This is a genomic window from Gracilibacillus suaedae (assembly GCF_017599345.1).
GTDB classification, from domain to species: domain Bacteria; phylum Bacillota; class Bacilli; order Bacillales; family Amphibacillaceae; genus Gracilibacillus; species Gracilibacillus suaedae.
In genome coordinates, this window is record NZ_JAGFVL010000062.1 from 264,237 (window position 1) to 280,582 (window position 16,346).

Annotated in this window: 14 protein-coding genes; 10 read left to right on the forward strand and 4 right to left on the reverse strand. The window is 37.3% G+C overall.

Annotation, left to right across the window (positions count from 1 at the left end):
* Positions 1–220 precede the first annotated feature (220 nt).
* From J5J03_RS19810 to J5J03_RS19840, 7 genes are all read left to right on the forward strand, one after another.
* Positions 221–1,534: an NtaA/DmoA family FMN-dependent monooxygenase gene (locus J5J03_RS19810; RefSeq protein WP_208592098.1), complete on the forward strand. Its 1,314-nt coding sequence runs from the start codon at positions 221–223 to the stop codon at positions 1,532–1,534.
* Between the two features lie 465 nt (positions 1,535–1,999).
* Entirely contained in the window at positions 2,000–3,574 is a 1,575-nt protein-coding gene (locus J5J03_RS19815; protein WP_208592099.1) for an AraC family transcriptional regulator, read from the forward strand.
* A 77-nt stretch (positions 3,575–3,651) separates the two neighbouring features.
* On the forward strand, positions 3,652–4,662 hold the full coding sequence (locus J5J03_RS19820; RefSeq protein ID WP_208592100.1) for an ABC transporter substrate-binding protein: 1,011 nt from the start codon (positions 3,652–3,654) through the stop codon (positions 4,660–4,662).
* Positions 4,663–4,680: 18 nt separating this feature from the next.
* Positions 4,681–5,700, forward strand: a complete 1,020-nt coding sequence (locus J5J03_RS19825) for a FecCD family ABC transporter permease (RefSeq protein ID WP_208592101.1) — start codon at positions 4,681–4,683, stop codon at positions 5,698–5,700.
* On the forward strand, positions 5,684–6,712 hold the full coding sequence (locus J5J03_RS19830) for a FecCD family ABC transporter permease (RefSeq protein ID WP_208592102.1): 1,029 nt from the start codon (positions 5,684–5,686) through the stop codon (positions 6,710–6,712). Before J5J03_RS19825 ends, J5J03_RS19830 begins: the two co-directional genes overlap by 17 nt.
* Positions 6,713–6,727: 15 nt before the next feature.
* Positions 6,728–7,522 carry an alpha/beta hydrolase gene (locus J5J03_RS19835; RefSeq protein WP_208592103.1) on the forward strand — a complete coding sequence of 265 codons (795 nt, stop codon included), beginning with the start codon at positions 6,728–6,730 and terminating at the stop codon, positions 7,520–7,522.
* 114 nt (positions 7,523–7,636) lie between these two features.
* Complete coding sequence (locus tag J5J03_RS19840) at positions 7,637–8,056, forward strand: hypothetical protein (protein WP_208592104.1); 420 nt, start codon at positions 7,637–7,639, stop codon at positions 8,054–8,056.
* A 1,617-nt stretch (positions 8,057–9,673) separates the two neighbouring features.
* Here J5J03_RS19840 and J5J03_RS19845 read toward each other — a convergent pair.
* Positions 9,674–10,753, reverse strand: a complete 1,080-nt coding sequence (locus J5J03_RS19845; protein ID WP_208592105.1) for a saccharopine dehydrogenase NADP-binding domain-containing protein — start codon at positions 10,751–10,753, stop codon at positions 9,674–9,676.
* Positions 10,750–11,448, reverse strand: coding sequence for a class I SAM-dependent methyltransferase (locus tag J5J03_RS19850; protein ID WP_208592106.1), 699 nt, complete (start codon positions 11,446–11,448; stop codon positions 10,750–10,752). The genes J5J03_RS19845 and J5J03_RS19850 overlap by 4 nt, the downstream gene beginning before the upstream one ends.
* A 108-nt stretch (positions 11,449–11,556) precedes the next feature.
* Here J5J03_RS19850 and J5J03_RS19855 point away from each other — a divergent pair, with 108 nt between their 5' ends.
* Positions 11,557–12,513 carry a helix-turn-helix transcriptional regulator gene (locus J5J03_RS19855; protein ID WP_208592107.1) on the forward strand — a complete coding sequence of 319 codons (957 nt, stop codon included), beginning with the start codon at positions 11,557–11,559 and terminating at the stop codon, positions 12,511–12,513.
* Between the two features lie 110 nt (positions 12,514–12,623).
* Here J5J03_RS19855 and J5J03_RS19860 read toward each other — a convergent pair whose 3' ends face one another.
* Positions 12,624–13,079 (reverse strand): hypothetical protein, encoded by a 456-nt coding sequence (locus J5J03_RS19860; protein ID WP_208592108.1) that lies wholly within the window; start codon positions 13,077–13,079, stop codon positions 12,624–12,626.
* Positions 13,080–13,146: 67 nt separating this feature from the next.
* Complete coding sequence (locus tag J5J03_RS19865) at positions 13,147–14,499, reverse strand: hypothetical protein (protein ID WP_208592109.1); 1,353 nt, start codon at positions 14,497–14,499, stop codon at positions 13,147–13,149.
* 161 nt (positions 14,500–14,660) lie between these two features.
* On the opposite strand from J5J03_RS19865, the gene J5J03_RS19870 reads away from it, so the two are divergent.
* Together J5J03_RS19870 and pfkB are read left to right on the forward strand one after the other, a co-directional pair.
* A complete protein-coding gene (locus tag J5J03_RS19870) occupies positions 14,661–15,416 on the forward strand; it encodes a DeoR/GlpR family DNA-binding transcription regulator (RefSeq protein WP_208592110.1) in 756 nt (251 codons plus the stop codon).
* Positions 15,413–16,330, forward strand: coding sequence for a 1-phosphofructokinase (gene pfkB, locus J5J03_RS19875; RefSeq protein ID WP_208592111.1), 918 nt, complete (start codon positions 15,413–15,415; stop codon positions 16,328–16,330). The genes J5J03_RS19870 and pfkB overlap by 4 nt, the downstream gene beginning before the upstream one ends.
* The last annotated feature ends 16 nt before the right edge of the window (positions 16,331–16,346 follow it).

Consider the following 16,346-nt stretch of genomic DNA (forward strand, 5'->3'; position numbering starts at 1 on the left):
TATTCTTATGTATTTGTTGTTATCCTTGAAATAGCAAATACATAAGGGGGTGCATTGTAATGGGGTTTTCTAACTGGGTGCTTTGATTGAAGCAGATACAATAGGTAAATCGTACAAACAAGATTAGAAATAAATCCATGTTGAGAAACTAATTTTAAAGCTATAATGGAGATTAAATATGGAAGAGGCTTTTTCCTCTACTTTTCTAGGAGATGGAGTTATGGATAAGTTAAAACAACTACATATTGGATTATCACTATCTGCCACATGGCTAAAGGGTGATGGCTGGAGAGATAAAGATAGTCGAGTGGAAGAACTATTTATGGGTGATTTTTATGTTGATTTGGCAAAAAAGGCAGAAAAGGCTAAGTTAGACTTTGTCTTTAAGCCAGATGCGCTTTTTTTGGATACAAAGGTGCTTGATAGTTCTCCAGGTTGGAGTAGCCTTGATCCGACTGTTCTACTCACATCTATTGCTCGCGAAACAGAACGAATCGGGTTAATAACCACGATATCCTCAACTTTCTATCCTCCATATATAGTTGCGAGACAATTGCAATCTCTTAATTGGATAAGCAATGGTCGGGCAGGATGGAATATAGTTACATCATTAGGAGGAGTGGAGAATTTTATGGCAGGTGAGATGCCTTCTTCTCAGGAAAGATATGCACAAGCTGAGGAGTTTCATAAGGTTGTCAACAGTCTATGGGACAGCTTCCCTGGTCTTTCCCTGCTGACAAATCGTAAGACTGGTCATTATGCAGATCATCAAAAAATCTCTACTATCGATCATGTTGGCGAATTCTTTCATGTCGAGGGACCTTTAAATATACCATCCTATCAAAGTCATCCACTTCCTTTACTGCAGGCAGGTGCATCGCCATCTGGAAGAGCATTTGCTTCTGCTATTGCAGATGCTGTCTTCGCAGCTGCACCAGATATTACTGCTGCAAAAGAATTACGGAATGATTTACGAGCAAAGGCACAACAAGAAGGAAGAAGCGAAGATGCCATTCGAATTTTGCCGGGACTGTATTTTTTCCTGGCTGATACACGCGAAGAAGCGTTTAAACTGCATGCTAGAGCACATGCGAACTTATCGAAAGAGAAAAGATATGAAACAGTGCAGACTATCCTAGGATTAAATCTAAGAGATATGCCCCTTGATCACAAGATAACAGCCGACTTACTACCGAATGATGATGTATCTGTTCGAAGTCAAACACATACGAACTTATTAAAAAATCTGATTACTGAAAAGCAGCCAACAATAGAGGAACTATTATCAAGACCGGAAGTGGTAGGATCTGGTCATTGGGTGATTGTTGGAACGGTGGAGGATGCGCTAGTATCCATAGAAGAATGGGTGGAAGCAGATGCGATGGATGGATTTATAGCACTCCCAGGTGGTTCGCTTCATTCTTTAGAATTATTCTGTGACAAGCTAGTGCCAATGCTCGTTGACAAAGGATTGTTTAGAAAAGACTATAGTGGAAATACATTGCGTGAACATTTATTAATCGATAATCAATAACAACCGGCCTTGTGCCGGTTTTTTTGTTCTAAGTGAAAGCATAGAAGTTTAAGACTTGTACCGTTTTTTAACATGAACGGGCGCTTGTGCTTTTCTTAGTTGCAAGAAAAAACAATGCCATGATGATTCAAGGTCTAACCAAGTCGGAAGATGTTTCTACTTAAAATTCTGTATGATACAACCTTCATTAATAAGATGTTCAAAAAGTCCGGGAAAAATCGCTTGCACTTCTGCGTTAATTTGCACCTGCTTTCCTCATGTATTGATAAGCATACATTCTGGTGTTCGCTACTGGCCACCTTGAATTTCATTTGCGGTTTTTGTTCTCCTTTTTGAACACGCTCTTATAGAAACTAATGGGTTTTCTCGGATTTGTATCCGCTCTTTTTCAACCATTAATCGGTACTATATGTTATAGTTTTAATTAAGAATGATTATCAATTGAAAGGAAGAAGGTTATCAACCATGCATGAAATCAAACAATTTGAGCGTTCCGTATATTCATTTACACTAAAGTGGTTGGAATGGATAAGAAAAGATAACCATTACCGACTTCGGTTTACATGGTGTAATCACTATTTACTACTATATATGGCAAAAGGTGAAGGATTTATTTATATAAATGAGGATAAAATAGCAGTGAATCAGGAAGAAGTCTATCTATGTAAGCCTGGAGATACATATGCGCTCCATTTAACATCGGAAATTGAATTATATGTTTTTCATTTCGACATGTTAGGTGAGCCCTGGCAACGGATGCATCCAATTGTTAGATTGCAAGCGATAGAACCGGTATGGAGTTATTGTAATCAGTTGTCCTCCTTGAGTCAACCTAACAATGAATTAGAGAATTTCCGTATGCAAATTGTTTTCCAGGACCTGTTCTATTTTATATTAAGTTCTGAGAAGGGTGCACCAGAGAACAGATTACTAGAGGCAAAAAGATATATGGACCTTTATTATGATAAAACGATCCAAATCGAACACTTGGCACGAATCGCCCAAGTGAGTGAGCATTATTTTGTCGATTTATTCACGAAACAATATGGGGTAAGTCCGATAAAATATTTACATCAGCAAAGACTCGCAGAAGCAAAACGGTTACTCATACAATCAGATGCTCGATCAAGAGATATTGCCAAAAAAATAGGGATAGGTGATGAATATTATTTCAGCAGATGGTTTAAAAAGAAAACTGGTATGTCGCCAAGTGTATTTCGGAGCAATCACAAGACTTATATTGCCGTCAGTCAACGTGATTACATGGGGCAATTATTGGCGTTAGACATTATACCATATGCAGCTCCATTACATCCTAAATGGACTCCTTACTATTACGAACATTTTCGGACAGATATTCCTGTTCAATTAAGTGCTTATAAAATCGATAAGCACCTCCGCTCTAATATGGAAAAACTTCAGCAATATCGACCGGAAATCATTATTACCAATCAATATGACAGCAGTCATCTAGATAAAAAGCACAACACTAACATGCAAGTTTTCTGTATTCAGGAAGACACAACCTGGCGAATGCAACTTGAAGAACTAGCGACATTTTTAAATAAAAAGGATAGGGCGGAGAAGTGGTTAAATCGTTTTGATCGGAAAAAGCTTCAATTAAAAGAAGAATTACAGAGTAGATATTCGGATGCTTCCTTTTTGTTTTTACGTAAATTCAAGCACTCTTTTTACCTGACTTCCAGTCGATCGGTGTCAGAGCTTTTCTTTGAAGAGTTGGGAATGCGATCAGCTTATGGAAAACAACCAGTACATGATCAGGAATTAAAGCTTGAGGAAATAGTAAAAATCAATCCGGACCATATCATGTTAATGGTTTGTCAGGAGCAGGAGACCCTATATGATTGGAAACAAATACAGCAATCGTTGGACTGGATGAAAATAAAAGCTGTGCACGAAGGTCAAGTGCATTGTATAGCGACAGATCCGTGGTTTGAATACTCTGCTGTGGCACATGAGCGTATACTCCAAAAAGTAAGAAAAATATTAATTGAATTTTGTCCAAATAACCATCAGTAAAATGTCCATTTTCAACTCCTCTATTACAATATATAATTGAGAATGATTATCAATGTAGGAAGAGGAGAGGTTAATAGATGTTGAAGCAAAGATGGATTTATATTATTTTACTAGTTTCATTAGTTACGATGCTTGTTGCATGTCAGCAAGGCGAAACAGAAGATGCTAGTGCAGAAGACCAGACGGAAACAACAGGAACAGATCAAAGTCAAGAGGAAGAAGATACAGAAGCGGAATCTGAATCAGAGACACGTACCATTTCCTATTTAGGAGAAGAGTATGAAGTACCACAAGATCCTACTATTGTGATTGCAGGAGCATTCGAGGCAATGGAGGATGCGTTGTTGTTAGGTGTAGAACCAATTGGTGCTATTTCTGTCGGTGGTGAATTCCCGGAACTATTTAGTGATATTGTCGGAAATGCGGAATCTATTGGTGAGAAGAGGCAACCTAATATCGAGAAAATATTAGAATTGAACCCAGATGTTATTTTAAGTACGACTAAATTTCCGGAAGATACAGCTGCGAAATTGGAAGAGATTACAACAGTGATCCCGGTATCTCATATCTCTACAAATTGGAAAGATAACCTTCAGATGTTAGGAGAAGTTACTGGAAAATCGGAAAAAGCAGAACAAATTCTGGCAGATTATGAAGCGCAGTTAACAGAATTGAAAGGTCAAATGCCTGAAGATGTACAACAAGAGACAGTGGTTGTTGTACGAATCAGATCTGGTAATATTATGATTTATTCACAAGACACTTCTTTCAATTCTGTTTTATACGATGATTTAGGTTTAAGTCTTCCAAGTGTAATTGAAAAGGCCGAAGTACAAGAAGCAATTTCATTAGAGAAATTCAGTGAACTGAATCCAGATCACATTTTTGTACAATATGCAGAATCAGAAAATGCAGACAATCCAACTGCGTTATCAGATTTAGAAGAAAATCCTATCTGGCAAAGCTTACAAGCTGTCCAGAATGAGCAAGTCTACGTTAATGCGGTAGATCCGTTAGCACAAGGTGGTACAGCTTGGAGTAAGCAGCAATTCTTAAAAGCATTTCAGGAAAATGTTTTAGCGGAATAAAGAAAAGGAGCAGGAGCTATGCAACAGTTACGATTAAAAATGCCAATCATTTTCATAACAATAGCTCCCGTTACCATTTTACTAAGTTTGGTCTGTTCGGTCATTTTTGGTTCAAAAGCGATTGCGCTAGATGTCATATGGGACGCTGTCTTTCATTTTGATCCATCGAAGGTCGATCATCAAATCATTCGCTACTCGCGGATTCCAAGAGCGATCGGCGCGTTATTAATTGGTTGCTTCTTAGCAGTTTCAGGTTCTATCATGCAGGGGATGACAAGAAATTATCTTGCATCTCCTTCTATTATGGGGATTTCTGATGGATCTATCTTAATGGTTACATGCTGTATGATCTTTTTTCCAGGATTACCGAATTTGACGATGGTATTGTTTTCATTAGCAGGATCAGCGTTTGCTGCTGTGGTCGTTTATTTATTGGCTTCCTCTATATCAGATGGGATGAAGCCGGTAAAAATGGCGATTATTGGAACGATTATAGGTACATTTCTGAGTAGTATTGCCACAGCACTTGCCACCTATTTCCAAACGTCTCAAGATATTAGTTTTTGGTATAATGCAAGGCTCCATCAAATTAATCCAGATTTATTAAAAACCATTCTTCCTTTTGTCATTGTAGGCATGGTGATTGCGTTTGGGATTTCGAGGCAAATGACGGTAATGTCTCTAGGGCGCGACGTGGCGGTGGGGTTAGGTCAAAAAGATTTTCTGGTGAAATCTCTTGCGATATTGTCTGTCGTGTTGTTAACTGGCTGTGCGGTAGCATTAGCAGGGAATATTGGTTTTGTTGGACTAATCATTCCACATATCAGTCGCTTTTTGATAGGTGTGGAATATAGCTGGACGATTCCATTCGCTGGATTACTTGGTGGCGTTTTTCTTGTTTTTGCTGATATTGGCAGCCGATTTATGAACTATCCGTTCGAAACACCGATTAGTGTTGTAACAGCAGCAATTGGTGTTCCTTTTTTCCTCTATCTGATCAAGAAGAGAGGAGGGGCATCCCATGCAGGCACGAAATAGACGCAAAAAATTTCTGCAGATTCTTTCAGTACTATTGGTGGTGCTGCTTGTAAGTGGCTACTTGAGCTTAACCTATGGAGAATTCTCGATGACAGTATCAGAGGTGCTGAAAACTTTATTGTTTTTAGATCAAAGTCACGAGCATAGTATTGTTATTTTTAGCTTTCGTTTACCACGGATTATCATTGGCATGTTTGTTGGTTTAGGACTGGGGATAGCAGGTGCAATTATTCAGGCGCTGACTCGAAATGAATTAGCAGATCCAGGTATATTGGGGATTAATGCTGGTGCAGGATTAGCAATCGTGATTTATATGTTTCTGGCAAGCAAGTTCGCAGAGGGCTCTGATCTGGTATCAACTTTTACCATGCCACTATTTGGATTAATCGGCGGGATGGCTGCATCACTGTTTATCTATGCTTTTTCATGGAATAATGGCCGATTGGATTCCAATCGATTATTACTGGTTGGGATAGCAACAGGATCTGGCTTAGGTGCAATCACCTTGTATATTTCTCTTAAAATGAACCCACAGGATTTTGAAGCCGCGACGATGTGGATGACAGGTTCAATTTGGAATGCCAATTGGCAGAAAATCATCTCGATTATTCCGTGGTTTGTCATCATTTTACCTTTTATTTTGATCAGAGCATCGCACTTGGATCTGTTTTATTTAGGAGAGGACACAGCGAAGAATGTAGGTTTATCCACCGAATGGGAAAAAAGCATTTGGCTGTTAACGAGTATCGGTTTAATCAGTGCGTGTGTGTCGGTATCTGGCAGTATCGGATTTATTGGATTGCTAGCTCCGCATATCGCAAGACGGTTAATTGGTCTTCATCACAAAATGGTCATTGTAATTTCAGGTTTAATTGGTATGGTGTTAGTGACGTTATCGGATTTTATTGCCAAATCCATTTTTGCTCCTGTTGAATTACCAGTCGGTGTTGTCATTTCCATTATTGGAATTCCTTATTTTATTTATTTATTACGTAGAAAATCAACGAAATAGCAGAGGTGAGCTATCATGAATGTAACGATTCCGAATACTGAACGGTTGAAAATAGAGGCGGGCTATAGTAACCGATCATTTCAAATCGATGTATATCAACCAAATTTGCCTGTTCCCGAGCAAGGATTTCCTGTTATCTATTTGTTGGACGGGAATGCTATCTTCTCTACGGTAGTAGATGCTGTCCGTCTGCAAGCTAGAAGACCGGAGCGTACGGGGATTCATTCTGCTATCATTGTAGCAATTGGCTATCCTATTGAAGAACCTTTTTCAAAGGAGCGTTTCTATGATTATACGCTCGCAGAACCGGAATTTGATGTCAGTGTTAGGTGGGGCGAACGCGAACTGCCGCCACATGGTGGAGCAGATAAATTTATGGCGTTTATCGAGAATGTCTTGAAGCCTTTGATTGAAAGTAAGTACAACATCAATAAGCAGAAACAGACGATATTCGGTCATTCACTAGGTGGCTTATTTGTCTTACATACCTTGTTTACAAATAGTCAGGCCTTTCAAACATATATTGCGGGAAGTCCGTCTGTTCATTGGAATCAATCGGTTATTATGAAGGAAAAAAAGTACTTTATACATGAGAAACCGAAGCTCGATAAACCAGTATCCTTACTAGTCGCGGTAGGAAAATTGGAAGGCAACCATGCTTCGTATATGTTGGAAAACGCCAAGCAGTTGACAGAAGAACTAATGTCTGTTCCCAATTTAGAGGCAACATTTCAAATATACGATAATGAAAATCATATTTCTGTTTTGCCCCGTTTAATTAACCAGTCACTAAAAATAGCCTTGAAATAGGTAGTAGAAAACCGACACAATGATGTGCCGTTTTTTGCTCTAGTTTAGGAAACTATAAAATTAGCGCATGTGGATAACTTTTGTGTATAATCAAATAAAAAAACGTGGAGATGGGTGCTGTTAGCAAAAGCATTCATTAAATCTTCTATTGGAAATCCAGTAGCAGTCTGGATCGAAAACCACTTATTAAATAAAGGTATCATTGAGGAAGTCCGATTTTCTGTAGGAGAAGTAGAGACGAATTGGAATATGAAATCATTTACAATTAAACCTTGTAAGTTTGAAATGCTCCTTGATGTAGGTGATGGATTAAAGATTAGAGGAGTGCTAACGATGGAGAAAGATATTGATTTAAGCGATACTTTTTTAGCCAATCTTTCACCAGCAGAAATCTTTCTATTCGCAGGCTTTGCATTACTTGTTTTTATTTGTCTATCAATGGGTAGTGGAGGACTCGGACCGATAATTGGTGCAACAGGTATTCTCTTTGTAGTAATTATAGGAGGATCATATGTTGAAGACGCAACAGTGTAAAGACTGCGTTTATAAAAAGCGACTTTAGTTACTGTGCTAAAGTCGCTTTTTTACTCGAGTTTGTTGGAAGGGGTTAATCATCTAAAGACTTCGGTAGGTTACGGATCAAATTTTTATTTGAATGATGTTGCATGATTGAAAATAAAATGAACATAAGTGGTCTTATAAATTTTATTTCAATATAAGAAGAATTTATAAGGTAGTATACAAAGTCGAATACCCAAGACACAAACATTCCCAAAAAGATAACGCCGAATAATTGGAATATTATAATAAAAACTTTTTTAATTTTAGATTGCAACACAACTGTTTCTTTTAATGATAGACCGAGGTTTATCATATATAAATAAAGCATCACGAAAATCAAAAAGGGTTGATGATTCCAAAAATGAAATGTGAAGTTTGAATGGGTGAATTGAAAGTAAATTTGATTTAATAAGGTCACTAAAAGCATGTGCAATAACAGTTGAATAAACCGTAGCGTTACTTTGGCTTTATAAAAATTGAAAGCGTCCGCATACTTTGACCAAAAAGCCTGTGCGTAAGGTTTTGGTAAGCGTACGGGATGTATACATAATAACGCAGGATAAAGATATAAAAGAAAATATACCATTAGCGAATCCGTTCTTAAGATAAAGAAATATAGCGAGAGTACAATAGCCCCCACAAAACCTATGATGTATGCCTTTTTTTCATTTTTCCATTCCTTCTTTAATATATCAGCATAAGACATAAAAAAACTCCTTTCTAACGTATAATATAATTGTTTACACGTTTTCTGATTCGTCGATGAAGGTTTTGATAAAGTAATAGTTTAAAATAACCAATATAATATTCAAAAAAGTCCCTAATAAGATGAAGGAAGCAGTTGTATCAAATATGATATCAGTTATCTTTGATACTATCATTGTCAGCATAATCGGGGCTATTAAACGGAGCAACCCTAGCGAGAGTTTCTGGATTCTCTTTAGCGAAAGTTTAGCTTGCCGAATGGATGTACTTGCACCAACAGTAAAGCCGTATAAAAGAAAGGTAGCAAGATAAATTTGAAGTCCCCAAAAATTGCTCGTAAAATCAGATTCAAAAACAAAAACATGTGCTTGATTCAGTATATTTATAAATAACATATGTACCAAAGTGTGTACCATTCGAAAGAGAAATAGGATTCTAAAGTATAATAGTGTATGATTGGCATATTTTGACCAATAAACTTTTGCTGCATACTTAGAAGCAGCAAAATGCATGAATGTATCGCACAAGGGTATCATCCATAAAAAATAATATATCAAATAAGATTCCGGTTCAGACGGTCGAATCAGAAAAAAAGAAGAAGCAATTATTGCACCAGCAAAACTACTCCCATACAATTTTAATTCTGTTTTTAACTGATTTTTTATCATTAGTTTGTAGATAATAAGCACCCCCTACAACATTTAACTTTTGTTAATGAGTTACTAATATTTTCAGAGTTGATGATATCCTTCTTCATTATATTATCATATTACATAAAAAACCTTTTTTACCTTAATATTAATTTCAAATCTTCAATGAATACCGTACCTTAACTAGATTAAAATGATGTTTTTTATGTTAGTACTTGTATCTAAATTCATACAATTATCGAAACCGAATAGAATCACAAATATAATAGATATTCTTATTCTGCTTAACTTCCAAATACAGTCTGCCTTCTTGATAATTTAATCGAAAGAGTTGATCTATATGATAAATATCAGGATTGAAATGATTCGTTAAGATTGCATTTGCAACACTAGCGGCAACTTGCGCTGTGATAACGGATTCTTCTTCACCGTAGATGGTGACGCTTTTGTTACTAGTTTCATCGTAACCACTAACGTGAACAGAAAACTGTTTGGAACCAATATTCCATTTTTTCAAAAGAAACAAAAAAAGTTGTTGAATGAACGGTAATGGAAGAAGTCTACTTAGTTTCCATCTACAGAACCACGCAAACATAGTAGTAATAAAGTTAGAGTCAAAGCAGATCCTTGTCGATACACTTGGTATTTTTAATGTGTGATAAAGTGTTAATTGATCAGGGAAAGGAAACCGATAAGTATGTTTCTTTCCGACTAAAGTACCAAAATTGGTCCACTTTTTATCAGAGAATGGTATTTTCCAAACTTTTTTCCCTTCTTCATATATCATAAAGGATGAGTGTGTTTGGTCAAGCATCCACTTTAACGCTGCTTCGCCATGGTCATCACCAAGACCGAGCAGAACATCTATATCTAATTGATGAACTGCCGGCATCAGTGCTTTTACATGATTAGCTAATAAATTGGAGAGACCAGGAATTAACCCAACACTTAGAACTGCTGGAGCAAGAATATTCTCTGTCTCAAGTTTCTCAGCTTCAGTTAAAAAGTGACGATCAGCTGTTATATCGATATAGGCGGTTCCATTTTGTAAACAGGCTTGTATAAACCGTGTGTTTGGTTGATCGATACACATCATGACTAATTTTGCATCTGATAGCCAGCTCGGTATTTCAGTTTGATGCATATCGAAAACAAGCGGTTGGACTAGATCATTTGTCTCTTTAGCAAAGCGAATCGCTTTATCTTTATTTCTGCCAGCCGCATATACTTTTCCGGGGAACTGTTTAGCTAATAGCTTACAAATTATCTTGCCTACTTTTCCATATCCCCCAATAACAATAATGGCGTCTTTCATGACTCTGTCCCTCCTTTAAAACAGATAAAACCTTTGAAAAACAACGATTGAAAATAAGAGGATATCTGTGTGAATGAAGCTTGGTGTAGCATATTTGTTAATCCCTTCTCATCGATTGAAAATATACGTTTTCCGATACTTTCTTGAAACTGTATTGCTTCTGAATTGGTTCCACCGTGTTTGATTAAATGTTGTTTCCACGTTTGAAAATAGCTTTGATCGTGATTGACCATCGTACTTAAAAAACATGGTGCACCAGGATGAAGAGAGCGAGCTAGATGTTGTGCAAATCGTATTTGCGATTGCTTTCCTTGAATAAATTGAAAGGTAAGCATACAAATAATGGCATCAAAAGGTTCGTGGAAATCTTGTTCTTCAAGATAACCCTCGATAAAGGAAATCGAATGTTCTCTTCCCCTAGCACTGAAAGTTTCCTTAGCAATGTCTAGCATTTGAGTAGATGGATCTAGTGCAGTAAGTTGGACATGGTCTGGCAACAAGTCTGTTAAGGTAATCAATTCTTTACCTCCACCGGCACCTACAATGAGGACTTTTGTAATATCCTGAGTTAATATTTCCTTTAATAGTAAGGCAGTTAATTCGTGTAACAATTGATATCCGGGGACTTTTCGATCAATGGTTGCAGAATAACCTTTAACAGTGTCATTATGCCAAGATAAATTTGAAATAGTCATTGCAATACGCTCCTTTTATGTTACATTTATATTAATAATCATTCTCAATTATAAATGTATTAAATGGAAAAACTATCCCATAATCAAGGGATAAGGGAGGTGTGGGTGTTGGGAGGGAATGTGTTAAGAAAAAGAATACGTGATTTTTTATATGCTACTTGCTCATTTGATGCGGCATGTATTAGAACCGTTGACCCAAATAACCTACTGACAACGGGGGCATATACAGACGAAACGGTTGAGGCTATCCATCAACAATTATTTGAAAATGAATATTTAGAAGAAGATATCCATTCTCATCAAGAATTAGTAAGTGGATTCCTTCCTGTTCAATTACTGCATGATAAACCAAGCAGACGACTTGATGAGATATTGTTGCCTGCTGGATTTAGGGATGAAATGAGAATTGCTTTTGTAATCAATCAAACGTGCTATGGGTTTGCCAGTTTGTTTAGAGAAAATTTGTTTTTTACGAATGCTGAAGTCCAAAAAGTAACAAAACATGTTAAAAGTATCGCACAGCTGATGAGGAGTCATATGGAAAAAACACCACAATTGTCTGTGGATGAATCGATAAAGCCGATGCTTATTCTTTCAGAAAAGCTTGATATTCTTTTTCAAAATAGTGAAGGGGAACAATGGTTACAAGAACTATGTATGGAAGAAGCTATTGCAACAGATAGGTTACCACGTTCTATTCGAGCTGTTGCTTATCAAATGCTCAGTGAACAAACAACTCATCATAGAACCATTATGAAAACACAAGCAGGTCAGATATATGCAATGGAGGGATCATTACTTACCGGCAGCGATGAAGCAAATGTGTTGATGGTGATGAGAATCCCTATACCAGAAGAAGCTAGGTTTTCGCATTTAGTAACATGTTATCGATTAACTTCCAAAGAGTCTCAAGTTCTGAAACATGTCTGGAAAGGCCATTCAACAAAAGAAATCGCACAATATTTATCGATTTCACCTTATACCGTTCAGGATCACCTGAAATCGATTTTCTCCAAAACAAATACGAATAGTCGGAGTAAACTAATGCATTTATTACGGTCCTAACGATAAAGTGAGATATGGTCAGGGGGGTACAGATGTTTAGCACCGTAATAAAAGAAGAATAGGAATTCCAGTGGTAGGGGGCCATTAGTATTAAGAGTGCCACATTTTATTTAATGGAGGTGTTTTTTTAAATTAGTAATCCGTTCTTGATAATCTGCCCGATATTCTTCAGGGATTTTGTCTAATCCCCCTTCAAGCCAATTTAGTTTATCTTCTCGTATTTCACTTGGTACATTTTCCATCATTGCTAAATGCTCATGAAATGTCTCTGGTGTTAAATTTTCATATGATTGGCTATCGTTAGGGAAAGGCATTTCATTGTATGCTAACGTTTCTGCTAACATATCTTTATCATAATCACCTGTAAATTCTAATGGTTTAGGCTTCTCCTTTTTTCTTTGTTCAATGTCAGACCGCTCTTCTGCTATTATATCCTCATGATCAGTTTGTATAGTTTGTTTTACTTCGGTATCAGTAATTACAGTCAAAGTTGTAATAGAAACAAAACAAATAGCAAAAATGGAGATAGATATAAATAGCCATTTTAAAACCTTTTGTCTTCTCATATAGAACCACTCCTATATATTGTATTAAAGGCAAATTCTTTTTAACCTTGATCCTTCCTTGGGTCCGCTAAATCAACAAATAAGAGATCACAATCCCAACCGCACCAAACACAAAAGAATAACTCAAATTATAATAGGTAATATAATAAGGACTTTGCTTCAAACTCATTGATGTAATCGTGACGACAAGTCCATATGTCCCAATTGGTACAGTGGAAACCCCACCAATAATTAAACTCACAGCAAGACTTAATGGACTTAAAATATCCATTAACATCGGGCTGATCCCGCTCAAAATTCCCATAGTTGCAACAGGGTGGACACCAAACATACTCAATACGACGAATAGTAATTGAATCATGATTAAAATGAAGATCGGATAATCGGAAGCAAATAAAATTGGATCCTGTAACATCAAAAGAGCTGGAGATTCATTTAATGTATTGGTGAAAAGAGCTAAGGTTACAAATAGTACAATGAAGTTGTCCATATTATTTAGGCTGTTTTTCCAGCGGTTCCAGCCGATTGTCCAAAAACTTTTCCATCTGCCGATCGCAAGTGCCCATAAACAGGCGAAAGGAAATACTAATAACGTTACAGTCAAGATAAATTCTAAGTCAAATACATTACCAATAATGATTACTAATAGAAGAAAAGAACACAATGCAATCACCAATTGAATGACTTTTGACCGATTTTGATTGTTTTGTTGGTGAAGGGCAGTATAATTGTCTTCCGGATAAGGATATTGCTTAAAATATAATCGCCCCCACAAGCTATCGAGACCATACATGAGAACGGTGATAAATATCATCCATGGTAATAATTCCGCGTAATTGACTCCGGTAATAAAAATCCCCATGGCCAGTAACACTTCTAAAGGGCTCCAAGGCAATGCCAGGGAGTAACCTCTCAATGTGGCCATCATAATAATTTTATTAGCAATTTTCTTCCGAATCGGTTTTAAATTATCGACTAGAACATCCTGGGCAATCGTTGCAGAAGATACATTTAAAAAAGCTGTTAATGACATCATCGCTGTTGTACTTCGTTGATACAACTGTCCCAAATCACGCACATTTCCTCTTAACAAATGCTGCATTAGTTTATCAAAACGTCCCGCTGCAACGGCACTGTTCATCCAAGGCAGTACGGCTAGCAATGTTAATAAAGATAAGTTCCCCGCAAGCATAGGAACAATTTCCCAGACTGTTAAATTAGTAGAGAAAAATAACAATATCCCCACAACAGAAAAGCCGGAACCTAAGATCTGAAACAATCGAGAAGCCCTTCGAAAACTGATAGCAAGCATGGCAATGGACAGAGTTCCTAACGCGTATGATAGATAAGGGTTTGGATAAAATACGGAAATGATGTGTAAGAGAAAAATAAAAGCAAAAAAGACGTAAAGATTCTTCATGTGTTGAACCTTCTTTCTGATGTACTGTACTTATCATAACATATGGTGCAATAAAGGGTGTGACTGTTATTGGTTGTTTTTGATCAAAAGTGATTGACAATGATCATTTGTGGTTGTAAAATAGATGTAAGCGATTAACCTATTAATAGGAGAAGTGACTTATGCTGACGATTGAACGACAAGAAATCATTTTATCGTTATTAAGAGAGAAAGATGTCGTAACAGTGAAAGAAATGTGTGAAGTTACGAATGCTTCGGAATCAACCATTCGTAGAGATTTAACAGAGCTAGAAAACCTTCAATATATTAAACGCGTTCATGGTGGCGCATCACTATTAAAGAAGAAACGAGAAGAACCAACACTTCTTGAAAAGTCGACGATCAATCAACAGGAAAAAAGCGTGATTGCACGAAAAGCTGCTTCTTTTATTGAAGAGGGCGATTCAATCTATCTCGATGCAGGTTCATCAACGATGGAGTTAATTCCTTTTCTTAAGGAGAAATCAGTCATGGTGGTGACGAATGGTATCCCACATGTTCAGTTACTCATAGAATATGGGATCGAAACGTATGTTATTTCCGGTAAGGCTAAGAAAGGGACTGCTGCCCTCGTTGGTACGAAAGCCGTCGACGCAATCAAAGAATATCGCTTTGATAAATGCTTTTTAGGTATTAACGGTATCCATCCTGAACAAGGCTTAACAACACCTGATCCGGAAGAGGCAAGTGTCAAACAAACAGCATTGTCACAATCCCAATCAAAATATGTATTAGCAGACCCGACTAAGTTTGGAGAAGTATCTTTCGCAAATGTAGCAGATCTAGCGAGTGTTCATATCATTACGACCAACGGTTTATCAGACGAACAACAAGAAACGATTAGTAAGCAAACAACTTTGGAGGTGGTGCCGTTATGATTTATACCGTGACATTCAATCCAGCCATTGATTATGTAGTCAGTCTTGAAGCCTTCCATCCCGGAGAAGTGAACCGAAGTCAGTCAGACTATAAGGAAGCTGGTGGTAAAGGGATCAACGTTTCTCGTGTATTGGATCGCTTTGGTGTTCAATCGACAGCATTAGGTTTTGTTGGTGGTTTTACTGGAAAATTTATTACTGATTATTTAACAGAGATGAAGATTAACCATGATTTCGTTCCCTTAAAGCAAGATACAAGAATAAATGTCAAACTTAAAGCTGCTGGAGAAGAATCGGAAGTAAACGGTGTCTCTCCGGTTATAGATGAAGAAGCATACAAGCAATTTCTCGCAAAGTTTGAAGCCTTAAAAAGTGGTGACATCGTGGTATTGGCGGGCAGTTTGCCAGGTTCGCTATCAGCAAGCGTATACAAGGAAATTGTCGCAATGCTGAAGCAAAAAGGTGTGATGGCGATCTTAGATACAAGTGGAGCACCTTTAAAGGAAGCAATTAACGCAAGTCCTGCGTTTATTAAGCCGAACCATTATGAATTAGCAGAGTTGTTTGATACAGAGGTAAAGAATGATCAAGATGTTGTTCGATTAGCTAGCAGGCTTCATCAAGAGCAACAGATTGATCATGTATTAGTATCGATGGCAAAAGAAGGAGCTATTTATGTTGGTGAAGAAGGTGCAATGAAACTAAGCGCACCAAAAGGAACAGCTATACACTCAGTTGGTGCAGGTGACTCTGCGGTTGCGGGATTTATTTACAGTTGGCAGACAACGGAAAATGCCGGAGAATCCGCAAAATATGCCGTTGCGGCAGGGAGTGCTACCGCATTTTCTAAGACACTGTGTACGAAAGAAGAAGTAGAATTATTGCTCTCACAGGTTCAGGTAACACATCTATAAATATAAAAAAGAAGGG